Below are 23,062 nucleotides of genomic sequence, written 5' to 3' on the forward strand. Positions count from 1 at the left end.
CACGCTTCAGGCAATATTCACTAAAGAAATTAAAGTTGACGAAGTTCTTGCATGATTTCTGTTTTTGATTTTGTTTTTTCGTCAATTTGTTTAATGACCCTCGCCGGGATACCAGCAGCCACGGAGTATGGAGGAACGTCTTTCGTTACGACCGCACCAGCAGCAACAACGGAACCTTCTCCGATTTTGACACCTTCCAGTACGACCGCATTGGCTCCGATCAATACATCATCTTCCAAAATGACCGGCTGTGCGGAAGGCGGCTCGATGACACCTGCTAAAACGGCACCAGCACCTACGTGACAGTTTTTGCCCACTGTTGCACGTCCGCCCAGTATTGCGTTCATGTCGATCATTGTACCTTCACCGATGACAGATCCAATATTGATTGATGCACCCATCATGATGACTGCGTTATCCCCAATGGAAACTTGGTCACGGATTATTGCGCCCGGCTCGATACGGGCTTTGATGCCTTTTAGGTCCAATAAAGGAATGGCAGAGTTACGACGATCATTTTCAACTACATAATCCTCGATTTTTGTTCCTGCTGCCTTGATCGCTTCTTCGATTTCAGACCACTCACCGAATACAACCCCTGTATTTCCTGTTATGAAAGTTTTAGAAGCTGGACCAAAATCCAGGCCTTCTAAATCGCCTTTGACATATACCTTTACAGGTGTGGATTTTTTACTATTCGAGATAAAAGAAATAATTTCGTTTGCATCCATTTTATTCATTCCGGGTAAACCTCCTAAATATGTATCATTACTCGTTTTAAATTTACCAGACAACAGCCGGCAAGACAAGTTGAATGTCACTCATATATATTATTCTGCCCTATTGACATTTTCGTCGGCGGACCTATAACATTCCTTGGTCGCGAATATGCTCTTTAACCACTTCCGTGAATGCCTGGACTTGCTTTAACTGGAAGGCAGATTCATAGCCGCAAAGCCATGTATCACGTTCGATTGAGTGGTTATGCCCATCCAGTAGAGGGATTTTAAATACATTCGTATCTTTATCATGTAAAGTGATGGCTGGCAGGATCGCATATCCAATACCATTAAACACCATTTGTTTGCATGTTTCGATTTGATCAACGACTATGGTGTTTTTTGGTGTCGTTTGAAATTGCCGATGCCACCAATCTTGGATTTCCTGATAATAATTCGAATCGCTTTTAAACTGAATGAATGGACGGTCCGTTTCGAACACTTGATTCAGTTCCTTCATTTCAGTATCCACCAAATACAGCATATCCGTGAATAAATGCTGTTTTACGCCTTTCCAATCCGGTGCTCCCCTTATGATGCCAATATGCACTTGCCCTTCATACAAAGACTTTAAAATCTCACTGCTCCAGCCAGTGATCAAGGAAATTTTTGCATACGGATATTTTCGGACGAACTTTTTCAATACTTGCGGCAGCCAATTTTGACCGACAATCGAGGCACAGGCTATTTTCAAAGTGCCATATACTTCATGGTCCATGGCTTGAATACTTTCCCTGACCTTCTCTTCTTTTTCTATAACCTCGTTGGCCAAACGAATTACCGCTTCGCCTGCAGGCGTCAGTGACAGCCCTTTTTGAGAACGCAGAAACAGTTTCGAGCCCCAATCCTTTTCTATTGATTGTAAACGCTGGGATAAAGCCGGCTGGGAAACGAACAACCGCTCAGCTGCTTTTCTCATATTCATTTCCTGAGCAAGCACTGATAATAAATGAAATTCTGAAAATGACATACACACCAACCTCTTGATAATTAATTCTTATCATGATGATTTAATTTATTTAAATTTTATTATCAACAAAGTCCTCTTATAATACAAGAGAAAAGAAACGGAGTGAATATCCTTTGACAATCATTTTATTGCATGCCATCAGTTTTGCAGCATCCTTTGTCGGCACATTGGCAGAAAGCGGCGGTCTCATGAGCATGCCGTCCCACTTTTGATAGGTCTACCCATTCACCAGATTATAGGATAGTCAAATTCCCCAATACGTTTCCTTCTTTTTCTAGTTTTTAAATTTTACTCAAGAAAAAGCAGCTAAAATTGAAGGAGACCCTCCAGTTAATCCCATTTGCCCTTTTTTGGTGGCTTATGCGGCGGCCCGCTTGCTAATTCATTCTCCGAGAAGGCAATGAATTTGTTAGCCTTCTGCCTTTTGACTGCCGCTTTGATCGCTTTTCATCAAAAAACCGCGACCTTCAGATGAATCGGATTGGCATCTCCCAATAAAAGTTTATCCATCCCTATTCGGAATCAGTGTCTATGACGAAATGTTCGGACCGGGACAGGCGACCATGCTCATGTATACCTTTTTAAGAAATGGCGCCACCTACCTTCAATCACTGGACTTTACTAGATTCCAAACTTTCATTAGCTGTACACAGGCATTCATTACCTATTTCATGGCCGGTAACATTGCAGGGGGAATTGCCCTTTATTACACGTTCGGTTCCCTGATTGGATCACAGCTGGCCTTGCGTGTGGCTCAAAAAATCTCCACTGGACAGTTGAAATTCATTTTACATTCGTTCACGATTCGCATAATTGATTCAATTGGTCATCAGGGTTGCGTAAGGGAAAATCCATTTAACGAGCCATCCCTTTTCCTATGCCTTCCTTTTATCCCTTATTCCTCCTTAGCCTCGTTAGTAACAGGAAGCTGATTACAGAGAAGACTAGAACAATGAGATAAATCGTCTGTAAAGACAATGTAAGTCCTTCCTGTAAAACATTTACCACATTTTCAGGAAGCGACGTGCGTTCTTCACTGTTCAACAATTTATTTGCCGTATCTATCGACACTCCCGATCCGGCCGGAGCATGCTCGTTCAGATAGGCGTGAAGCCTCATATTCATGATTCCTCCAAGTAATGCAGCACCTACAGTATTTCCTAAATTACGCATGAACATATTGGAAGCTGTCGCAATACCCCTTCGTTCCCAGCTGACAGTTTTTTGAATGACGACAATGAATGAGGTAGAAGTCAAGCCCATGCCTACACCGACAAAGAAGGATCCCATGGCGGCGATAATGGGCCCAGCTTCCGGCTTCATCCATACTAGGATCAGACTCCCAAGGATCAATGAACACCCTCCAAGAAGGGAGGTTGATTTAAATCCTATTTTCAACAATAACTTGCCTGACACCATAGATGCGATCGGCCAGCCAATTGACATGGCTGTCAATGTAAAACCAGCTACCGTAGGTGAGCGCTCCATCACGCCCTGAACGAATGTGGGGAGGAAACTTGATAATCCAATCATCATCACCCCTGTCGTCAAGGATACTAGGTTCGCAATCAGAATGGAACGCTCCTGCCAGATTTCAAATGGCATCATCGGTTCGGGTGCTTTCTTTTCCTGAAGAATGAATAGGATAAAGGTGATGATGGCCACTAATGCCAAGGATATGACCGGAGCTGAAGTCCATGACCATTTTACTCCTCCTTCTACGAGCAGCACCATGAGAGTGGATATGGACAATGTCAATAGCGTTGCACCTAGGTAATCGATATCACGTTTTTTCTTTTCGATATTTTCATGAAGGAATATCCAAATTCCAATAAAAGATAGTACGCCCAAAGGGATATTAACCCAAAAGACAAGTTTCCAAGTCAGGGATTCAACGAGCAAGCCGCCCAACGCTGGCCCCATGACCGCAGAAATGCCCCAAACGCTCGATAGATACCCTTGAACGCGTGCCCTCTCTTCATTTTTATAGATATCACCAATAATTGTCGAGGCTACAGGTGCTACAGCTCCCGCCCCAAAGCCTTGTACAAAGCGATAAATGATGAGTTCCGTCATTGAATTGGCAAAGCCGCAAAGAAGGGAGCCGCTTAAAAAGACAACGATTCCAAATAATAAGACGGGTTTTCTCCCGAGTATGTCCGATAGCTTTCCGTAGATCAAAACTGTTACGGCGTTCATTAACAAATAGCCTGAAAACACCCAGCTGTATAGTGAAAAACCACCTAAATCACTAACAATGGCCGGCATTGCCGTCGAAACGATCGTTCCTTCAATAGCATTCATAAACATCGCCAACATGATGGCAGCCAATATGAAGGGCCGTTTCAATTTTTTATTCTGCACATTTGCACTATCCATTGCATGGCCCAATTTTTGCATCCTCTCCTAATAGATCCTACCTGTTAATAGACTTCACCACTAACTGGATCAAATATGTAAAAAAACAAGAAAACTCGCCAACTGGCGAGTCTTGAGGTTAACCGTCATTTTATGCCTTGCTTATTTATCAGGTGTATTTTGTTTAAATACTTTTTTCAAGATTGCCCTTCTTGTTAAGATGCCTTCAAATACATGTTCGTCATTCTCTACACAGACAAACGGATGATCAATCAACAATTCCACACCCTTGGTCAATGTATCTTCAATATGAAGGCGAGGTATTTCTATATTCATTATTTCGGAAACTTTTTTATGCTCAAGATTATCAAATTCAATTCGTTCCAGTCCCAAGATTGAATCGAGAATGACTGGTGTGCTAATTAAACCATGCAGTTTATACATCGGATCTAACACAGGAATGGCCGTATAACCGCTCTTTGTTAATACCAATAGTGCATGTTCTAAGTTATTGGTTACCTGCACGTGGGCCACGCGTTCAGAAGAAATCATTAAGTCTTTAACGCTGGATTCCAATAAATCCCCATCATGAGTACCGATCATGTTAAAACCCCTTACCATATGTTTTTATATACAGCTCTTTCTATAGTTTAACATATGTAAGCAGAAAAGGCTCATTCCTAGACCAATAAAATCCCAATTGGCGGGATTCGTGAGAGACCCTTAGCCCTTACTAGTTTTGATGTTAACCTGCTTAAAACCGCATTCCGGGCATTGATAAATCACATTTTGGTTGGATTGTGCCGTTAATACATTTTCCATTTCCCTTTCCTCACCGCATTCCGGGCATATTACCATCGGATTTTTCATTTACATCCCTCCAACTAATAAGATGTCGTAAAAATCACTACTTCATTCAATAAAAATTGACCGTTTTTCACAATAAAAAAGCCGCTTCCAATGGAAGGCGGCTTTTTGTGTTTTTTTAAGATTGAAGAAGATCAATGATTTCAATGGTAATCATATCAATATTATCAAATTGATATTTTGATGATTTCCCTTTATCACTGTATACTTCAAGCTCGAACATTTCTGTTTTGCTGAAATATGTAACCTGGCACTTTTTCACACCATCTATTTCAAAAAAACGTTGAGCAGATTCAGATTCCTTCGCTTGCTCTTGAAGACTTTTCAATCTGGTAAGGATGCCCTGTAATTGAGACATACTCCCTCTCCTTTCTGAATAAAACCTTTTCGATAGGTTTCACTATACCATACTTTTCTATCCAGTAGCCACGCGGAAATAAATTCAGAATAATTTAAAACTTCATTCTTTACATGGCACTATTAACAGAATAAAATAAGGAATGGATTTTGTACATGAAAAATTTTCTGGGGGTAGATTCTGTTGCAAAACATTAGTGAGCTTGGTTTTCGAATTTCATTGATTGATGGTTTTGATTTGGATAGAAGAAATCGTACAGGAACATATGTAATTGCCGATGAGGACATCACCTTAGTCGAAACTTCCGCCAGCCCTTCCATCCCCCACTTAATGAAGGGGCTCGAACATTTGGGAATCGCCCTCGAAGATATTACATATATCATTCTTACCCATATTCATTTGGACCATGCAGGTGGAGCTGGACTTTTTCTACAGCATTGTCCGAATGCAAAAGTGATCGTCCACCCAAAAGGCGCAAGGCATCTAGAAGATCCGACGCGTTTGATCGCTGGGGCTAAAGCAGTCTATGGTGAAGAATTCAACAAGCTTTTCGATCCGATATTACCTATACCTTTTGAAAGAATGCTGATTAAACAAGATAGGGAATCCCTAAAAACAAGTGATACTTCCACGTTGACCTTTTATGATACGCCAGGGCACGCGAACCATCATTTAAGTATATACGATTCGGTTTCAAAAGGGATGTTTTCAGGTGACACCGTAGGCATCTATTATCGTGAACTCGATGAAGAAGGTTTGGAATTTTACTTACCGTCCACATCGCCAAACCAATTTAATCCCGACTCGATGCTCGCTGCAGCGGAATTGTATGAAAGCATCGGCGTCGAACGTATATATTTTGGCCATTACGGCGTATCGGAAAACCCTAAGGAAGTATATAAACAACTTCATTACTGGCTGCCTAAATTTGTGGAGACTGCCAAATCGGCATATAGGGAATACGCTAGCTTCGAGGATCAAGTGGCAGCAACCAGTAAAAATATTTTCACGGAAGTAGCTGTTCATTTAGGCGAAAAAGGAATCACTGCTGATCATCCAGTTTTTGAAATCATTGCCATGGACTTGAATGTTTGTTCCATGGGATTGATAGACTATCTTGTAAAACAGGAGAAAGATCGGTAAAACGTCCCTTGAGGTTTATCCCTATTCAAATGTCTTGGCATTCTCTATAATGAAAAAGTACCTTACTAAAGCATATATGGAGGAATGAAATGAAAGACGTTACACTCTATACCCAACCTGATTGCCCTCCCTGCAAAATCATGAAAATGTTCTTTGATGATAATAATATAGTATACAAAGAAAAAGATATTAAAGCAGATGGGCATGCACGTAAAGAACTAACCAATAGATATGGGGCTTATTCCACACCAACGGTCGTCATCGACGGGAAAGCCATTATTGGTTTTGAATTGGACGAAATAAAAAAGGAATTGAATATATAACAAAAAGCCTAGAGAAGGCTGTGGCCTTCTCTAGGCTTTTTCATTTCAGCTTCCTTTAAAAATCCCCAATTCTATTTTCTGTTTTCATACTTTACATCCGTTACCTTCCAAGCTCCATTTTCCTTTTTCAAAGTAACTGCTTCAACATGTTTTTCCATCGATACAGGTCCGTCCCCATTGTCCTGGAATTCTTCCTGAACATAAATGACATCACCATTTTTCCCATATACAATTTCCGTATTCTTATCGTAACTGAAGAAAGGGATATAATACGGAGCAAAATCTGAACCAAATGCGGTATAACCGCCATCCACTTTCACTACATTCGCTTGGACGAACTTCTCGATGAAATCACCAGTGAAATGTTTTTCCAACTTCCCTTCAATCGCTTCCTTAGAACGTACTTCCTCACTGATCGAAACCTGATTCTCCATGGCATCATGTATTAAAGATAGTACTTCCTCTCTATGTAAGCCCTCCGCCGAAGCAGTGACCTCCCCACTTAAAAATAAAAGGACGCTGGCAAGACATGCAACTAAATACTTACTCATTACAATCATCTCCTCGTTATAGAATTTCTCCTAATGATTCGGATTTTTGCCTATGTCTTTCAATACCCGTCCAGATCAAAGCCAAACTACAAAATCAAACCTTGAACCCATCGCCCATTTTTCACAATAAAAAAGAAGATTTCATGATATTGAAATCTTCTTCTTACAACTATCGAAAAGCATAGTAAAAAATAAAACCGGCAACCAAAATCGTCCCAATAAATAGAGAAACGAATATCGGGTTCTTTAAATAAGGATGTTCCTTAACTGAATCATCGATAGTCGAATCATAACTGGCTTTCACTTTCTGTGCCCTTGCTACAGAATAAGTATAAAAGAGCAGATATAACGCCATGACTGTAACGATTATGATTAGAATCCAGATGTACGTGCTCAAAATATGTCTCCTCCAAGCGCATCATTTCTGCTTATCGTTACACATTTAAAGCGATTATATTCATGAATCGTTTTTTATAATAGTGCTTCATTTTCATATAAATAACTATAAGAAAGATCACAGAAAATATATTCTTTATTATTCAGTGGATAGGAAAAGGTCCGAATGGTTTCCCCCGTTTCAATATCACTGTATAAATCGGATAGCCTTCCTTTTTTCTCGTTACGCATCTTTACAATATTTTCGAGGAAATAAGGTCTCCAGCTCCAATTTTTATTCATATAACTCGGTTGGACTATCCATTGACCGTCCTTATGGAGGATATTGGGGGATTTTTGATACCCCTCTTCATCACATATATATAGACGAAAACATATGGAATCCAATTTTTCCGCCAAAACTCCGAGAAACTCTTCATGGGAGCCGGCCCGCTTATGATGTTTTAAGAAGTTTTGCATATTCTCGTTGAATTGCAAAGTCTTTTGATAAACGGCTTCAAGCTTCTTGGTCTCTAAAGAAATGAAGGACTGGCATTCTTGATGGAATTTTTCACGAAGTAAATCTTTATTAATGAATTCGCCCTCCGGTTTCGCCAAGAAATACCCTTGATAATACCGTCCCCCATTCTTCCATGCAAAGCGAAGCTGGTATTCGGATTCAATGTTCTCAAATAGTAAGTTGGCGCCGATTTTACGTGCGAGCATGCTTAAAGAAAACAGGATGACCTGATAGGCATCTCCACCTGAGATGCGAAGCTGGTCCAGGTTAACTTTTAAAATATTCGGAGAAATCTGTGCGATTCGGTCCAGTTGTGTATCTTGTCCTAAATGATCTAAAGCTATCTTAATCCCATATGTTTTAAAGTAAGCAAGCACATGCTGCAGAGGATCTAAGTTTTCCGGACTGATCGTGTCTGATAATTCCAACACGACCCGGTGCATTTCCTCCGGTTGAAAATGACGATGTAAAATCTCCATGAATTCTTCGCCATGATCCAGCATAAGCAAATTAGGATCTCTGTTGATAAAGATAAGAAAATCTTCACCATAGTCCTTTATTCTCTCCAAGGCAATTTCAAGTACGTAATTATCCACTTCCACCCTATACTCTTCCGGCACTGCAGAATCGTGAAAAAATGGGCCAAGGCTTTTATATTCAGATTGTTCCTCATAGCGCCCTAGAATTTCATACCCGATTACCTGATGTTGATCTGCACTGAAAATCGGTTGAAAGAATGGTGTCACCCTGTCTAAATTCTTTAATATCTTTTCTGTATCCATGATGCATCTTCCCCCTAATTACGAAAACACCAATATGCCAAAATTATACCATTAGTTTCTTGCATTGATAATAAATAATTTTAATTCCTACTGCATAACTCTTTTTTCAATACACTAAAATTCCCCATTCATCCTATCGTTTTGAAAAGAAATACATTGAAAAGGCATTGTCCGGAACAATGCCTACCATTTTTTATGGTTTGTAAATGAACGCTGATTTCCTCTCCAGGCACTCGCTTTCCGCGGGCGGTCCGGGAGCCTCCTCGGCGTCTTTGCGCCTGCGGGGTCTCCCCTGGCCTCGCTTTTCCCGCAGGAGTCTCGAACACCCGCTCCAATCAACTTTGTTTAACTTTTAGATAGAGCCCTTTGCCTAAAGTCTTCATGGTTTTAAATAGAATTAATAAAACTAGATATGACAGGATGCATATCTTTGTCATCATCAAGATATAAAACCTATATATGCTAACGTAAAGAAACGATTGAGCTTGTATCCGCAGGTGCAAAAGAAAAGCATGGTATGCATTGAATACCTTAAGGGGACTTAAAAAATTGTCGATTGCTGCGATGCTTACTTTCGCTGCGATTAATTTAAAGAAACTGAAGGCATTGTCCATAAATGGAACAATGCCTTCAGTCTGATCAAAAAGGGAAGAACCATGGTATCGTGATCACCATGATAACGCCAATGAAAATCTGTATGGATATCCCGAGCATGATAAAATCTTTATGCTTGTAATCACCTGCCGTCATGACAAGCGCGTTGGTAGTGGCAACCCTTGGAGTGGATAACGCCAAACTGCCAGCAACGGCAAGGCATAGAAACACAGGAAGTGGATCGATTCCTTGATTAACCGCAGATGTCAGGGCGATGGGCGTCATGATAACCGTCGCGGCTCCATACGGGATGAATTGGCTCAGGATCAGTGTCAGGAGGTAAAAGACCGCTAAAGTGCCGTGTGCTCCGATATTACTGAATAAAACGGCGAGCCAATCACTTATCATTCTCACTCCACCCGTATTATCCAATGCAGCCGTTATTCCGAACATGGCGGCTATCAATAGCACAGGTTCCCAGTTAATCTTTTGGTAAGCATCCTCCATCGAACGGACACAGCCAGTAACCACCATCAATAATGCGGCCGTCAATACCGACAGTACAGCAGGGACGGATTCCATCGATAAAAGAATGACCATCAAAGCAGTGATTCCCAAGGCAATCCACGCTTTGCCCCTGGAATTCACCGGAGAGCCATCTTCCGATGTACTCCCAATAACGATGACATCCTGCAAATCCGAGGAAATCCTTTCAATGTTCTCCCATTCTCCATGTATCAGGATTGCATCCCCCGGTTTCAGGCGTTCCGTTCCGACATCCGCTTGAATATATTCACCATTCCGATTGATTGCCAGTACATTACATTGGTATTTCTCACGAAAATGGACATCTATCAAAGTTTGATTTTCATAATCCGAGTTCGGGACGATCAATATTTCCGTCAATCCAAATCTACTGCTAAGAAAATGTTTCTTTATTTGTTCGGTATTGAAATGTTTAAATTCCAGTTCATAGTTAAGTGCCAACCTCTCAACTGCTTCTTCTTCTCCAAACACCAAAATGATATCTTCAGGGTGAAGAACCTCATCCGCCCTGGCTGAAATCGTCTGCTGCCTTTGCAGCAGCGGCAGTTGCTTATCCTTTGGCTTCCGCTGGATTTCAATTAAAGTCAATTCATACTGAATAGGAAGCTGGAGGTCCGACAGCCTTTCCCCAACAATATCGGAAGTAGCGGGTATATGCAGATAATGCAATCGGTCATATACTTTGTACATGCCGGCAAGCTCCCCTGCCGACAGTCCCTTTACACTATTGTTCGCTGCAATGGTCTTCTCGGGAAGCAACAGGCGTCCGAGTGTCAACATGAAGAATACCCCTGCTGCAAAGGCGACTAAGCCCACAGGCGTAAAGTCAAAAAATGATAAATTCCCTATTCCATTTTGCCGTAGTACATCAGCGACGATCATATTGGAGGGAGTACCCGTAAGTGTTAATAGCCCTCCAATACTGCTTGCATAGGCAAGGGGCAATAAATACCTTGTAGGACTTGTTTTTTGTTGTAAGGCCATGCTCATGACGAGCGGTAGCAGTATGGAAACAATTCCAGTTCCGCTTAAAAAAGCACTTAATATTCCTGCTGTCAGCATGACGATAAGCAGCGATTTCCATTCACTGCCCCCACATAAACCCAACAACTTATTACCTGCTTTTTCAACGATCCCTGTATTTAACAGGCCTGCACCGACTATAAATAACCCAGCCAGCATGATGACCACTTGATTCGCAAATCCTGCCACTAGTTCATCCAATGTAAGAATCCCCAGTAACCCCAGAATGGATAGTGCACTAAGTGCAATTAAATCTGCTCGAAATTTTCCTTGTATAAAAAGCGCAATCGCGCATAGAAGTATAATCAGTGTAATAAACATTGGTTCGGTCATCATGTTACCTCCGTATAGATGTTCAATTTCAAACCGGATACGGTTTCATCAAACCCCAGTTTACATGTTTTTCATAAGCTTATAGAAGATATTTTCTTCAATTTATGTATATTGTTTGTTAGTATGAGGAAGTAACATTTTTATATTAGATAGGTTGATTAATTTGAATAAACCCATTTCCAGAAGAACATTCCTAAAGAAAAGTCTTGGTACTTTGGCTACCTTAACTGGTTTAGGTATTGGCGGAAACTATTATGCCCATAATTTGGAGCCGAAATGGTTGGAAACCAAGCATAAAATCGTCAGCCATCCGCTTATTCCAAAAGGTTTTCATGGCATGAAAATGGTCCAATTCAGCGATACGCATTTAGGCTTTCAATTTCAGCTTAAAGATTTACAAGCAATTGTCAATAAGATAAACGAACTGGACCCTGATGTCATTTTATTTACTGGAGATTTAATGGACCAGCCTAATAAATACAAGGCTCACCAGAAAATCCCTCTCGTTTTGAATCAGCTCAAAGCACCGCTTGGCAAATTCAGCATCTACGGTAACCATGATCATGGGGGATATGGCTCAGAAATTTACAGCGATATCATGGAAAAATCCCATTTCACCATGTTGCAAAATACTTCAGCTACGATAACCTTATTAACGGCTGAAGAAATAATCATTGCCGGTGTTGATGATGCCATGCTAGGAAAGCCGGATTTTGAAAAAGCCCTTTTCGGCATCCCGAAAGAAGTGTTCACCATCATGCTTTCACATGCACCTGACCTTGCCGACATATCAAGGACTTACGACATCCAGTATCAAATAAGCGGTCACAGTCATGGAGGTCAAGTGCAAATTCCCTTCGCCGGTGCCCTGGTAACTCCCCCATACGCTGAAAAGTACCGGGAAGGCACGTATGAAATCGATTCATTAACGTTACATGTTAATAGAGGCCTTGGCACTACCCGTCTCCCCTATCGTTTTCTTTCACGTCCGGAGTTAACTGTTTACGAATTCCAAGCTGAAAAATGATAGAAAAAGAACACAGGTGAAAACCGCCAGACTTATTAACAAAACCTGTGCGGATAAAACAACTAGTTGCCATGAATCATTTGTAATCGACTCTTATGAATTATAGCATTAGATGTATATCTGAGAAAACCAGGTTTTTTTTACCAGCACCCATGGTAATTGCCATAAAGGTTATACCGTACTTAAATACCCACATAGGAAAGTGCCGATACAACCTAAAACAGACACCGTTATATAGATAAGGCAATCTATATAACGGTGTTTTCTAATAAGTTCAAGTGTTTCCATACTGAATGTTGAAAAGGTCGTAAAAGCGCCCAGGAAACCTATCGTCAGAAAAACCTGCAAAGATAAAGCCCAGCTTTCTTTCTGTGGCAACACCATTCCCAGCCCAAAGGATCCTATAAGATTAATCAGTAAAATGCTAACGGGTATCGAGACGGCTGGCAATAGCCTATTAAAAATAATCTGCAAGACAAATCTAGAGGCTGCCCCACAAAAGCCTCCTATAAAAACTGAAAGAACCTCAATCAAAGAGCCTCACCTCTCCGTTTTTTAAACAGGCCCAGTCCAAGGAAACCAGCGGCCAAACCAAATAAAAGCGTGGCTCCAAGATACATTGCCGCCAATGGCAGAGAAGTCTGCAGGAGATTCACCACTTCCTGAGAAAATGTGGACATCGTGGTGAAACCGCCGCAAAACCCGCTGCCTAGCGCCATAAAAACCAACGATTTCTTTTTTGAGGCGAAATACCCATTTATCATTCCAAGTAAAAAGCTGCCTACTATATTTATTAAGAGGGTTCCAAGCGGGAAGAAGGAATGCCCGGCAGTCAAGATTACGTAATAACGCAATATCGCTCCAGCCGCTCCTCCAAAACCGACTGCAAAAATGCTTTTAAAGCGATCCATCAAGGTCACCCCAAATTTTTATCATAAGTAGCTTCATTATAACAGATTATGATGAAACAGGCTCTTTTCTTTAAAAAATCCATACTATGTAAAGAATTTGAGAAAAGGAGGCTAATTATGCAAACACAGTATTTACCTTACTATCATTATCCACAAACCATAATGCTGCAAAACGATTACAGAAATGCATATGGGAATGAATATGGACCTGAATATTGGAATGACGAGCGCTTCTTTCCTTTCTTTCCGCTATTGGCTCCTGTAGCTTTTGTGGCAGGATTGGCAATTGGACCGTTGCTATTCAATAACCGTCCACCTGTCTATCCTCCATATCCTCCTCCATACCCCGCCTACCCTCCTTACCCTGCTTATCCAGCGTACCCTCCCTATCAAGGCTTTCAGGGTTACCAGCAACAACAATTCGGCGCACAGGCTGGGGTATCTGAAAATATCAATATCTACACACAATAAGAGTTGGACAGAAGGCGACATAAACGCCTTCTTTTTCTTGGACCAAAAGGGAGTCCGATTGAATTTTACTTCCCTATATATTTTGAAGTGGTATAATATGAAAATGAATAGATGGTAAAGTGTTGGGAAATGATGGTCATACCCTAGAGATGTACATGCTTAATCTTTTCACTATTTTCTGCCTAGTTGCACACACGTCTCTATTTCAACCAATAAGCATATAAAACGGGTTTTTCCTGAAGGAAGTCTGTATGTAACGTCCTTCTAACCTTATTAAGAAAAGGAGTTTCCACTAATGAACCAAACGAAAGGACATTCTGAAAGGGATGAGTTTTCGATAAACTCCCTTGCCCAAGCCGTGTTTATTGTCAATAAACATGCAAAGACTGCATTGGAGCCAAAGAATTTATATAATTTAAAAAGGCTCGCATTAAGCAAGCTTATGCAAGAAGGAAAAGCGAAGAAGATTGGACTTCATTTCTCTGATAACCCTCGCTTTGCAGCACAACAATCCGACGTCATTGTCGAATGCGGATCATATGTTTTTCATTTACCTCCCACTAAGGAAGATTTGAAAAAACTACCCCATCTCGGCAGCCGGGCAGCCTCCATACGGAACCCTAAAGCCGCGTTGTCATTATCAAAGGCCAAACAGATCCTGCAATCTTACGTTGGACAAGCAGGTGAAAAACAACCGAACACAACCAATACCGAGAAAAGGGCTCACGGGCGCAGGTCGGTCAAGCAACCTTTTCACAATCCATTCCCATCCTCCTTTTTAGGAAAAGGTTCCAAGTATTGATCATTGATAAACTAAACGGGCCGTGAGGTAACGCCTCATCGGCCCATTTCCACATTCATAATACCAATCTGTCTATCAACTTTATAAGCTCTGCAATTTCAGGCTTGCTGATTTGCGCGTCAGCCCCTACGACCTGACCTTTATGACGCAGGCTGTCAGTAATCAAAGAAGAGAAAATAATCACCGGCAGCCCAGCGAGTTCCCCGTTTTCCTTTATTCTTCTAGTCAAATGATGTCCATCCATCTGAGGCATCTCAATATCGGTAATCACCAGTTGCACTTCATCTTCAACCACTTTTCCTGATTCAATCAAATTTTCAAGATAATTAAATGCATCAAGTCCATTCTCATAAAACTCCAAGTACTTGAATCCTGCTTCTGACAATGTATCGAACAGCAGCTTTCTCAGTAATGGTGAATCTTCAGCAATCAGGATTCTCTTGTCAGAATTTTGCCTGATACCAAGCTTTTTTACCTGCTGGATGTTTATTCCTGATTCTGGATTGATTTCGACCACTATTTTTTCAAAATCGAGTAACAGTAACATTTCACTATTTAATTTTATTACTCCGATAATCTGACTTTCAAGGCCCTGATACATATCCGAAGGCTTTTCGATTTGGGACCAGGAAATACGGTGGATCTGTGTTACCGTATGGACATGGAAAACCACTTTTTGCTGATTGAATTCAGCCACTATGAATTTATCCTGCTCAGGAGTTTCAGATGGAGGAAACCCTAAAGCATCCGCGACATTCACAACTGGCAGGACTTCTCCGCGAAGCTCGATGATCCCCTCCACATTTGGATGGGAATGAGGGACAAGCGTGATGGGGACAGGATTGATGATTTCCTTCACCTTAATTACGTTAATGCCGAATTTATTCTTTCCGAGACCGAATTCCACTATCTCAAGCTCATTCGTTCCACTTTCCAGTAATATTCCTTTATTTGCTTCCACTGTTTCATCTCGCCCTTCTGCTTTTTCATTTCAAAATTCCATAAATCATTAAACCGCTTGGAAAAATATCATGGTTTCATCAATGAACTTCATACCTAATAATTCGGTTAAATATTTCTTTTGTTTAGAGCATGGATAAAAAAAATCCAGAAGTGATCATTTATTAAGGCTGTTTTCACATACTTTGTTGCTATTTACCAGGTAGTGAGTTGTGGTTGATTTCCCCTCCAGATGCTCGCTTTCCGCGGGGCGGGCGGTGAGCCTCCTCCGGCGTAAACGCCAGTGGGGTCTCTCCTGTCCCGCTGCTCCCGCAGGAGTCTCGCACTTCCGCTCCAATCAACCTTAAATCGTTTCGTTTTAAAAACAACAATCTTTACGAAAAGAGCCTTTATTAAAGCCCAAACCAAAAAGGGACCCCTCTGAGTCCCCCTTATTCCAAGCTATTTTTCACCACTGTCATTCCGCCACCATTTCGTTCGTAAGCCTATCCCTTCAAACCCCTCCGTGCAAACAAAATACTGCATACTCAACAATTTCCCAACTAATTCTTATCTCTTTCCCGACCTTTTCTTTGGATTGAGCCAACCTTTTTTTACAAAGAATAAAAACATCATCAAGCCAATACCGCCCATCGTTCCAAGAATGAGAAAATATCCATAATGCCAATTTAATTCGGGCATATATTCAAAGTTCATCCCATATACGCCCACTATGAAGGTCAGCGGCATGAAAATGGTAGTGATGACAGTCAATGTCATCATCGTCGAATTCATATTATTAGAGTTCACAGACAAATAGCTATCACGGATATCGGACGAAAAATCTCGATACGATTCAAGCATTTCAGTCAATTTAAGAAGATGATCGTACACGTCATTAAAATAAAGATGCTGATCTTTCAAGTAATTCAGACGCTCCGATGAAATCATCCTGTACAATAAGTCACGCATCGGCAATATGGTCCGACGGAGCCTGGACATATCTGTACGTAAATCAAAAAGCTGATCCATCAATTCGTTAATCGCGTCATTTTCAGTATTTTCCTCTATGCTGCCCAATTCGCTTTCAATTTTATAAACAGGCGGGAAGAATTCGTCGACGATCCTGTCAATTATCCTATGCAATAAGAAAAATGGACTTTGCTTCAACATTTTATTACCGGCAATTTCTTCCCATACCTTTTCCAGTTCAAGTAAATCTTCCTTATGAAAACTGACTATCCATTTTTCACCAACAAACATATCCAATTCCACTGCTTTAAATACCTTCTCCCTTAAAGCATGAATCACTAGAAATTGGTAGCCTTCATAAAAATCCATTTTGGGACGTTGATTAAAATCATCCAGGCAATCTTCAATTGCCAGCGGATGAAAGTGAAAATGATTGGTTAAAAGTTCGATTTCCTGGTTTGTTGGATTGGAAAAATCCACCCAGTACCACTCGATATCCGGATTATCCATTTCCGTTAGCGGTAAACCAAAACTGACTTCATGATTTGAAGTAATTGCGCAAGTCCTTATCATATGTATCAACCCTCAAAATTTTCTTATCATACATTATACCTTTAATTCATGAATCTCAAAAAGATTTCTCCCCCTACACACTAAATGATAAAATAGAATGAATGAGTCAAACAGGACATCATTCATGTAGTTAGAAAAGGGAGGATATTCATAGATGGAACATTTAATAAACCCTCTAGTAAAAGACGTTCAAATATCAGGAATCCGTAAATTCTACAATATGGTCGCTGATATCGAAGGCACCATTTCCTTAACGATAGGGCAGCCTGACTTTCCAACTCCGATGCATATCAAAGAAGCGGCAAAACAAGCCATCGATAATGACCATACCGTTTATACTCACAATGCGGGCTATCTGGAATTAAGGGAAGCCGCTTCAAATTATGTAAAAGATAAATACAAGCTTAACTATGATCCGGCGAATGAAGTGATCGTGACCTCTGGTGCCAGCGAAGGCATAGACATTGCCTTTCGGACGATCCTCATCCCAGGGAACGAAGTAATATTACCGGGTCCGGTATATCCGGGATACGAACCCATCATTAAGATGTGCGGCGCAACACCTGTTTATGCCGATACAACAAAAAATGGATTTCGTTTGACGGCAGATATACTTGAAAAGTACATAACTCAACACACTCGGTGCATCGTTCTGCCCTATCCATCGAATCCGACCGGAGTTACATTAACTGCCGAAGAATTATTGGACATCGCAGAACTTGTTAAGGGCAAGGACATCTTCATATTGGCTGATGAGATATACAGTGAGCTGGTATTCGATCAGGAGCATGTTTCGATTGCCACTTTCTTAAAAGAACAAACCATCGTCCTGAACGGATTGTCCAAGTCCCATTCCATGACCGGGTGGAGGATCGGCCTTCTATTTGCGCCTGCAGCCATCTCTCAGCATCTCCTGAAGGTTCACCAATACAATGTGACATGTGCCGCCTCCATATCGCAGAGAGCTGCCTTGGCAGCATTGACGGCAGGCAGAAATGATGCAATACCCATGAAGACTGAGTATGCACGGAGACGGGAATACGTGTACGGTCGCTTACAAGCGATGAAACTGGAAATAGTCAAACCGAATGGTGCCTTTTACTTCTTTATAAAGCTGCCTGAAGGCTATGCCTCTTCCCTTGATTTTTGCCTCAAGCTTGTTCAACAGGAAAAAGTGGCAGTGGTCCCTGGAGATGCATTCTCTCCCCTTGGCGAAGGGTACTTCAGGATATCTTATGCCTATTCCATGGAGACCCTGGAAAAGGCCTTGGACCGTATTGAAGCATTTTTAGCTAAAAAGTAGTCGCAAAAAAAATAGTGGCCTTCAATTGAATGGACAATTGAAGGCCACTTTCCAATTTTCAAGGATGTCAGGCTACCTAAGGTTTTTCACCTTGCCACCAACTAATACAATCTTCGTAAAAATCGAATTTCCCGATATCCTTCTTCCTTATTTGTCGTGGTAAGGCTCACTTCAACGATGGACCCAAGTAAATCAGCCATCACTTCTTCAAATTCCTTTGCGGAGCGCGGCTTTGAAAAACCTAAGCTCTTCAATTCGCGCATCAATATCTGAAAACCGGCATTCGTTTCGATATGACTGAATTTCACCGGCAAGATTAGCGGACTTTCATTCATTAATTTCAAATCCCAACGAATGGGCTTTGTTTGATGAATGGTTTTTTCTCGTTTAAAACCTTCAATCCTTACAATATATCGACCATCTTCTAATTCCTGGAATTTCATATTGATATCATCGAATTCGCCCATAGCTTTCACTCCTTTTTGTAAAGGCTGTCGCTATCAGCTTATTCATGTTAAAGAAATGCTAGCACTTAATTGTAATGTTTATATAATGCCTGTGTACCGCTATTTTCTTCGCCAGCTTCTGCCAGCCCCTCATACAGGGATTTGCTCAGGCTTAATCCAGGAGCGTCCATCCCCATTCTTTCCGCTTCATCAAGTGCAATCTTCATATCCTTGATAAAATGCTTAATATAAAAACCAGGTTCAAAATCCCCTTCAACCATCCGCGGTACGAGATTGGACAATGACCAGCTCCCGGCAGATCCCGATGATATGCTTCTTAATACCCGGTCCGGATCCAACCCCGCCTTTTTGGCATAGGAAATCGCTTCAGTCACTCCGATCATGTTGGATGCGATGGCGATCTGATTGCACATTTTCGTATGCTGTCCTGAGCCAGCGGGGCCTTGATGGACAACATTGCTGCCAAGGATATCAAAAATGGGCCGGACCGCTTCAAATGCCTCACTAGACCCGCCGACCATGATCGTTAGCTTTGCATCACGAGCACCGATATCCCCTCCGGAAACCGGTGCATCCAATGATTCCATGCCCCTTTTCTTCGCTTCCTCTGCTATCTTTACTGCCAAAGTTGGAGTCGAGGTAGTCATATCGATTAAATAGGTTCCTTGTTTCGCGTTCTCGATAAGGCCATTTTCCCCAAGATAGATTTCTTCCACATCACTGGGGTATCCCACCATGGAAATGATCACATTAGCTTTTTGCGCAATTTCCTTTGGAGCAGCTGCCCACTTCGCTCCCTGTGAGAGCAGTTCACTTGCCTTATCTTTAGTCCTTGTATAAACAAATACCTCAAACCCCGCCTTAAGTAGATGTGCGGCCATGCTTTTTCCCATAACTCCTAAACCAATGAAGCCGATCACTTTGTTCGATTGCATCAATGCAGATTCCTCCCAATCATTTTGTTTCAAAAAAACTTAAATGGACTTTATCATTCCTCCGTCAACTAAATAGGACTGCCCCGTTATATATGTATTAGCACCTGAAACAAGGAAAGTAACGAACTTTGCAAATTCCTCGGGTTCCCCATAACGCCCAAGAGGGATTTTGTTAATGGATTGTTCAGTCATCTCCTCAGGAGTGACGCCTTGTTTCTCTGCATTCATCTTATCAAGGTGCTGAACGCGATCCGTTGCGATTCTTCCTGGACCGACTGTATTGATCAAAATCCTGTCTGGTGCTAATTCTGAAGCTAACGTCTTCGACATACCAACGATTGCCGTCCGGAATGTATTCGATAATATCAGTCCCGAAATCGGCTCCTTAATGGATGAAGAAGCAATATTAACGATTTTCCCGCCTTGTTTTTTTAAGTGTGGCAAGCTCTCGCGGATCGTCCTTATGAAGCTTAGTAAATTAAGTTCAAAAGATTGTTGCCATTCTTCATCATTGAAATCTGAAAAAGAACCTCCTGGAGGACCTCCGGCGTTATTTATAAGAATATCGATACCGCCGAATTCTTCAGCGGTTTGCGCAACCAGGCTTTTAATATCTTCAGCTTTTGTTATATCCGTTATCATATAAGAAACTTTACCCGTCCCAAGCTGCGATAATTCCCTTTGTACGGCGGCTAGCTTTTCTCCATCACGGCTGGCTAGCATGACATTTGCTCCTTCTTTAACCAATTCGGCTGCCATAGCCTTTCCCAAACCTTGACTTGAAGCTAAAATCAAGGCATTTTTCTTTTCCAGATGTAATTCCATATCATATTTAACCTCCATCTTCTTAAAAATATAATTCCATTATATCGTTATAACCGTAAAGTGAAAAATCTGAATAATCATTCTCATGCTTTTTTATTTGCAAAAAAATAGCCGGTTGGATAACCAACCGGCTTCAAAGGGGGAAATGAGAATGTCAGCTGCCCTAAAAGAGCTAAACAACTGTGCTTGGTTTTTATTTACCCCTATTTTGGTGCAATAAACATTTTTTCTTTAAATTAAACCATTACAGGACAGCACCCCATCCGAAGGTTCTAATTGATGCGGTGCTGTTTTCCTGATTTAATTACTTCTTCAAAGCGTTAACAACCGCTTCTTTCACATTATCATTCGTGTCCAGCCCTAGAACTTCCTGTGATAGTTTTTTCATCTCTTCAAGCGAAAGTTGGCTAATTAAAGAACGTGCTTTTAAAATCGAAGTGGCACTCATTGAGAATTCATCAAGGCCCAATCCGATTAAAATCGGGATGGCCACTTCATCTCCAGCCATTTCCCCGCACATTCCGGCCCATTTCCCCTCTTTATGAGCTGCATCTATGACCATTTTAACCAAGCGTAAAATCGCTGGATTGTATGGTTGATATAAATAAGATACTCTCTCATTCATTCGGTCAGCGGCCATCGTATACTGAATCAAGTCATTAGTGCCTATGCTGAAGAAATCGACTTCCTTAGCAAATATATCCGCCATCACTGCAGTTGAAGGGATTTCAACCATGATTCCGACTTCAATCTTTTCAGCAACTTGAATACCATTATCAAGCAATTCCTGCCTGACTTCAGCCAAGACGGCTTTAGCTTCGCGGAATTCCGCCAGTGTGGCAATCATCGGGAACATGATCTTCAAGTCCCCGTAAATGCTTGCACGAAGCAGGGCACGGAGCTGAGTCCGGAAAATCTCCTGCTCATTTAAGCAAAGGCGAATCGCACGGTAGCCAAGGAAAGGGTTCATTTCCTTAGGAAGCTCTAAATAAGGCAACTCCTTGTCTCCGCCTATATCAAGCGTCCTGACGACTACAGGCTTCCCTGACATTCCTTCCAGCACCGCTTTGTATGCCTCGAACTGTTCTTCTTCACTTGGAAAGTCATTTCTGCCCATATAAAGAAATTCCGTACGATATAACCCGATGCCTTCACCGCCATTTTGATGTACGCCCTCCAGATCTTTCGGCGTGCCAATATTGGCTGCCAATTCCACATGATGGCCATCCTTCGTAACGGTTTTTTCATGAACAAGTTTCGCCCACTCAGCTTTTTGCCTAGCATAGGCTTCCTGTTCCTCTTCGTAGCGTTTCACGAGTTCAGGAGTGGGATTGATGTGGACTTCACCCTTTAACCCGTCAATTATGACCAGGTCACCATTTTCAATGGAAGAGGTCACTGACTTCGCTCCAACGACTGCTGGAATTTCCAATGAACGGGCCATTATGGCTGAATGGGATGTACGTCCACCGATATCGGTCGTAAATCCTTTAACATATGCCGGATTCAACTGTGCTGTATCGGATGGAGTCAAATCCTCCGCAATGATGATCACTTCTTCAGCAATCATGCTCGGATTAGGAATATGAACACCTAAAAGATGTGACAGCACCCGTTTCGTGACGTCACGGATATCCGCTGCTCGTTCCTTCATGTATTCATTATCCATTTGTTCAAACATCGTAATGAACATGCTTGCGGTTTCATTTAAAGAAAACTCTGCGTTGACGTTTTCTGATTGAATTTTATCCTGAATTGGGGTGATAAGTTCCGGATCAGCCAAAACAAGCAGGTGTGCGTCAAAGATTGCGGCTTTATCGGCCCCTAGATCCTTTTCGGCTTTATCCCTGATTATTTCCAATTCATTTGTTGACTTTTGAATAGCTTCCTTAAAACGGGATATTTCAGCCCCGACATCTTCTATGCTTCTTTTTACAATCGATAAATCTGGCTCAGTCAGTCGATAGGCTTTAGCGATGGCTATTCCGTTTGAAGCTGCTATTCCACTAATCAAAGTGGACATTATTCTGCTAATCCTTCTCTGTTCAACGTTTCAGCAAGTGTGTTCAGTGCATCGTTTTCATCGCTTCCTTCAGCAGAAATCGTAATTTCCGCCCCTTTGCCGATACCTAGGGACATTACACCCATAATGGACTTAAGGTTCACTTTTTTCTCTTTATATGCAAGGTTTATTTCTGAATCAAATTTTCCTGCAGCTTGTACTAGCAATGTTGCCGGACGAGCATGAATTCCTGTTTCTGCAGTTACTGTAAATGTTTTTTCTACCATATAAATCAATCTCCTTTAAGATAAAT

26 protein-coding genes and 1 pseudogene are annotated in these 23,062 nt (G+C 41.5%); 8 read left to right on the forward strand and 19 right to left on the reverse strand.

What is annotated here, in order from left to right:
• Positions 1-29: 29 nt before the first annotated feature.
• Entirely contained in the window at positions 30-740 is a 711-nt protein-coding gene (gene dapD / locus J7I96_RS02520) for a 2,3,4,5-tetrahydropyridine-2,6-dicarboxylate N-acetyltransferase (protein WP_034314078.1), read from the reverse strand.
• 124 nt (positions 741-864) lie between these two features.
• Positions 865-1,749, reverse strand: a complete 885-nt coding sequence (locus tag J7I96_RS02525) for a transcriptional regulator CcpC (RefSeq protein ID WP_034314080.1) — start codon at positions 1,747-1,749, stop codon at positions 865-867.
• A gap of 449 nt (positions 1,750-2,198) precedes the next feature.
• On the opposite strand from J7I96_RS02525, the gene J7I96_RS27850 reads away from it, so the two are divergent.
• The gene (locus J7I96_RS27850; RefSeq protein WP_311315185.1) at positions 2,199-2,681 is read left to right on the forward strand and encodes a sulfite exporter TauE/SafE family protein; all 483 of its coding nucleotides are present in this window, start codon (positions 2,199-2,201) and stop codon (positions 2,679-2,681) included.
• Here the strand turns inward: J7I96_RS27850 and J7I96_RS02535 are convergent.
• The 4 genes from J7I96_RS02535 to J7I96_RS02550 form a co-directional block, all read right to left on the reverse strand.
• Positions 2,638-4,149, reverse strand: a complete 1,512-nt coding sequence (locus J7I96_RS02535) for an MDR family MFS transporter (RefSeq protein ID WP_251029080.1) — start codon at positions 4,147-4,149, stop codon at positions 2,638-2,640. The two genes, J7I96_RS27850 and J7I96_RS02535, sit on opposite strands and share 44 nt — an antisense overlap.
• A gap of 120 nt (positions 4,150-4,269) precedes the next feature.
• Positions 4,270-4,710: a cyclic-di-AMP-binding protein CbpB gene (gene cbpB / locus J7I96_RS02540; RefSeq protein WP_034314084.1), complete on the reverse strand. Its 441-nt coding sequence runs from the start codon at positions 4,708-4,710 to the stop codon at positions 4,270-4,272.
• Between the two features lie 120 nt (positions 4,711-4,830).
• Positions 4,831-4,977 (reverse strand): hypothetical protein, encoded by a 147-nt coding sequence (locus J7I96_RS02545; protein ID WP_094246583.1) that lies wholly within the window; start codon positions 4,975-4,977, stop codon positions 4,831-4,833.
• 115 nt (positions 4,978-5,092) lie between these two features.
• On the reverse strand, positions 5,093-5,332 hold the full coding sequence (locus J7I96_RS02550; protein WP_214768737.1) for a YkuJ family protein: 240 nt from the start codon (positions 5,330-5,332) through the stop codon (positions 5,093-5,095).
• A gap of 183 nt (positions 5,333-5,515) precedes the next feature.
• Here J7I96_RS02550 and J7I96_RS02555 point away from each other — a divergent pair, with 183 nt between their 5' ends.
• Positions 5,516-6,475 carry an MBL fold metallo-hydrolase gene (locus J7I96_RS02555; RefSeq protein ID WP_214768739.1) on the forward strand — a complete coding sequence of 320 codons (960 nt, stop codon included), beginning with the start codon at positions 5,516-5,518 and terminating at the stop codon, positions 6,473-6,475.
• Positions 6,476-6,564: 89 nt separating this feature from the next.
• Positions 6,565-6,798, forward strand: a complete 234-nt coding sequence (locus J7I96_RS02560) for a glutaredoxin family protein (RefSeq protein WP_214768741.1) — start codon at positions 6,565-6,567, stop codon at positions 6,796-6,798.
• A gap of 71 nt (positions 6,799-6,869) precedes the next feature.
• Here J7I96_RS02560 and J7I96_RS02565 read toward each other — a convergent pair whose 3' ends face one another.
• The 3 genes from J7I96_RS02565 to J7I96_RS02575 form a co-directional block, all read right to left on the reverse strand.
• Positions 6,870-7,349 carry a DUF3993 domain-containing protein gene (locus J7I96_RS02565; protein WP_214768743.1) on the reverse strand — a complete coding sequence of 160 codons (480 nt, stop codon included), beginning with the start codon at positions 7,347-7,349 and terminating at the stop codon, positions 6,870-6,872.
• Positions 7,350-7,518: 169 nt separating this feature from the next.
• Complete coding sequence (locus J7I96_RS02570; protein WP_034314096.1) at positions 7,519-7,746, reverse strand: hypothetical protein; 228 nt, start codon at positions 7,744-7,746, stop codon at positions 7,519-7,521.
• 74 nt (positions 7,747-7,820) lie between these two features.
• Positions 7,821-9,026, reverse strand: a complete 1,206-nt coding sequence (locus J7I96_RS02575) for an EAL domain-containing protein (protein ID WP_214768745.1) — start codon at positions 9,024-9,026, stop codon at positions 7,821-7,823.
• Between the two features lie 466 nt (positions 9,027-9,492).
• Here J7I96_RS02575 and J7I96_RS02580 point away from each other — a divergent pair.
• Positions 9,493-9,665 (forward strand): annotated as a pseudogene (locus J7I96_RS02580) (transposase); the annotation flags it as partial.
• Here the strand turns inward: J7I96_RS02580 and J7I96_RS02585 are convergent.
• Positions 9,666-11,522: an SLC13 family permease gene (locus tag J7I96_RS02585; RefSeq protein ID WP_251025099.1), complete on the reverse strand. Its 1,857-nt coding sequence runs from the start codon at positions 11,520-11,522 to the stop codon at positions 9,666-9,668.
• A gap of 163 nt (positions 11,523-11,685) precedes the next feature.
• On the opposite strand from J7I96_RS02585, the gene J7I96_RS02590 reads away from it, so the two are divergent.
• Positions 11,686-12,549, forward strand: coding sequence for a metallophosphoesterase (locus tag J7I96_RS02590; protein ID WP_214770071.1), 864 nt, complete (start codon positions 11,686-11,688; stop codon positions 12,547-12,549).
• Between the two features lie 171 nt (positions 12,550-12,720).
• Here J7I96_RS02590 and crcB read toward each other — a convergent pair whose 3' ends face one another.
• Entirely contained in the window at positions 12,721-13,083 is a 363-nt protein-coding gene (crcB, locus tag J7I96_RS28725) for a fluoride efflux transporter CrcB (RefSeq protein ID WP_214768749.1), read from the reverse strand.
• Positions 13,080-13,460 (reverse strand): fluoride efflux transporter FluC, encoded by a 381-nt coding sequence (locus J7I96_RS02600; RefSeq protein WP_214768751.1) that lies wholly within the window; start codon positions 13,458-13,460, stop codon positions 13,080-13,082. Before J7I96_RS02600 ends, crcB begins: the two co-directional genes overlap by 4 nt.
• A 162-nt stretch (positions 13,461-13,622) precedes the next feature.
• Between J7I96_RS02600 and J7I96_RS02605 the strand changes: the two genes are divergently transcribed.
• Positions 13,623-13,931, forward strand: a complete 309-nt coding sequence (locus J7I96_RS02605; protein WP_396020056.1) for a hypothetical protein — start codon at positions 13,623-13,625, stop codon at positions 13,929-13,931.
• A gap of 295 nt (positions 13,932-14,226) precedes the next feature.
• Positions 14,227-14,733 carry a YkyB family protein gene (locus J7I96_RS02610; RefSeq protein ID WP_095389989.1) on the forward strand — a complete coding sequence of 169 codons (507 nt, stop codon included), beginning with the start codon at positions 14,227-14,229 and terminating at the stop codon, positions 14,731-14,733.
• Positions 14,734-14,788: 55 nt separating this feature from the next.
• Here J7I96_RS02610 and J7I96_RS02615 read toward each other — a convergent pair whose 3' ends face one another.
• Positions 14,789-15,694, reverse strand: a complete 906-nt coding sequence (locus J7I96_RS02615; RefSeq protein WP_048678203.1) for a chemotaxis protein — start codon at positions 15,692-15,694, stop codon at positions 14,789-14,791.
• A 548-nt stretch (positions 15,695-16,242) separates the two neighbouring features.
• The gene (gene corA / locus J7I96_RS02620; protein ID WP_214768755.1) at positions 16,243-17,217 is read right to left on the reverse strand and encodes a magnesium/cobalt transporter CorA; all 975 of its coding nucleotides are present in this window, start codon (positions 17,215-17,217) and stop codon (positions 16,243-16,245) included.
• 154 nt (positions 17,218-17,371) lie between these two features.
• Between corA and J7I96_RS02625 the strand changes: the two genes are divergently transcribed.
• A complete protein-coding gene (locus J7I96_RS02625; RefSeq protein WP_214768757.1) occupies positions 17,372-18,520 on the forward strand; it encodes an aminotransferase A in 1,149 nt (382 codons plus the stop codon).
• A gap of 101 nt (positions 18,521-18,621) precedes the next feature.
• On the opposite strand, the gene J7I96_RS02630 is transcribed toward J7I96_RS02625, so the two are convergent.
• From J7I96_RS02630 to J7I96_RS02650, 5 genes are all read right to left on the reverse strand, one after another.
• Complete coding sequence (locus tag J7I96_RS02630; RefSeq protein ID WP_034314117.1) at positions 18,622-18,987, reverse strand: hypothetical protein; 366 nt, start codon at positions 18,985-18,987, stop codon at positions 18,622-18,624.
• 65 nt (positions 18,988-19,052) lie between these two features.
• A complete protein-coding gene (locus tag J7I96_RS02635) occupies positions 19,053-19,955 on the reverse strand; it encodes an NAD(P)-dependent oxidoreductase (protein ID WP_285289407.1) in 903 nt (300 codons plus the stop codon).
• Positions 19,956-19,961: 6 nt separating this feature from the next.
• The gene (locus J7I96_RS02640) at positions 19,962-20,747 is read right to left on the reverse strand and encodes an SDR family oxidoreductase (RefSeq protein ID WP_214768761.1); all 786 of its coding nucleotides are present in this window, start codon (positions 20,745-20,747) and stop codon (positions 19,962-19,964) included.
• A gap of 304 nt (positions 20,748-21,051) precedes the next feature.
• Complete coding sequence (ptsP, locus tag J7I96_RS02645) at positions 21,052-22,770, reverse strand: phosphoenolpyruvate--protein phosphotransferase (RefSeq protein ID WP_214768763.1); 1,719 nt, start codon at positions 22,768-22,770, stop codon at positions 21,052-21,054.
• A complete protein-coding gene (locus J7I96_RS02650; RefSeq protein WP_034314127.1) occupies positions 22,770-23,036 on the reverse strand; it encodes a phosphocarrier protein HPr in 267 nt (88 codons plus the stop codon). The genes ptsP and J7I96_RS02650 overlap by 1 nt, the downstream gene beginning before the upstream one ends.
• Between the last annotated feature and the right edge of the window lie 26 nt (positions 23,037-23,062).

Source organism: Bacillus sp. ISL-78 (assembly GCF_018613455.1).
Classification (GTDB): domain Bacteria; phylum Bacillota; class Bacilli; order Bacillales; family DSM-1321; genus Peribacillus; species Peribacillus frigoritolerans.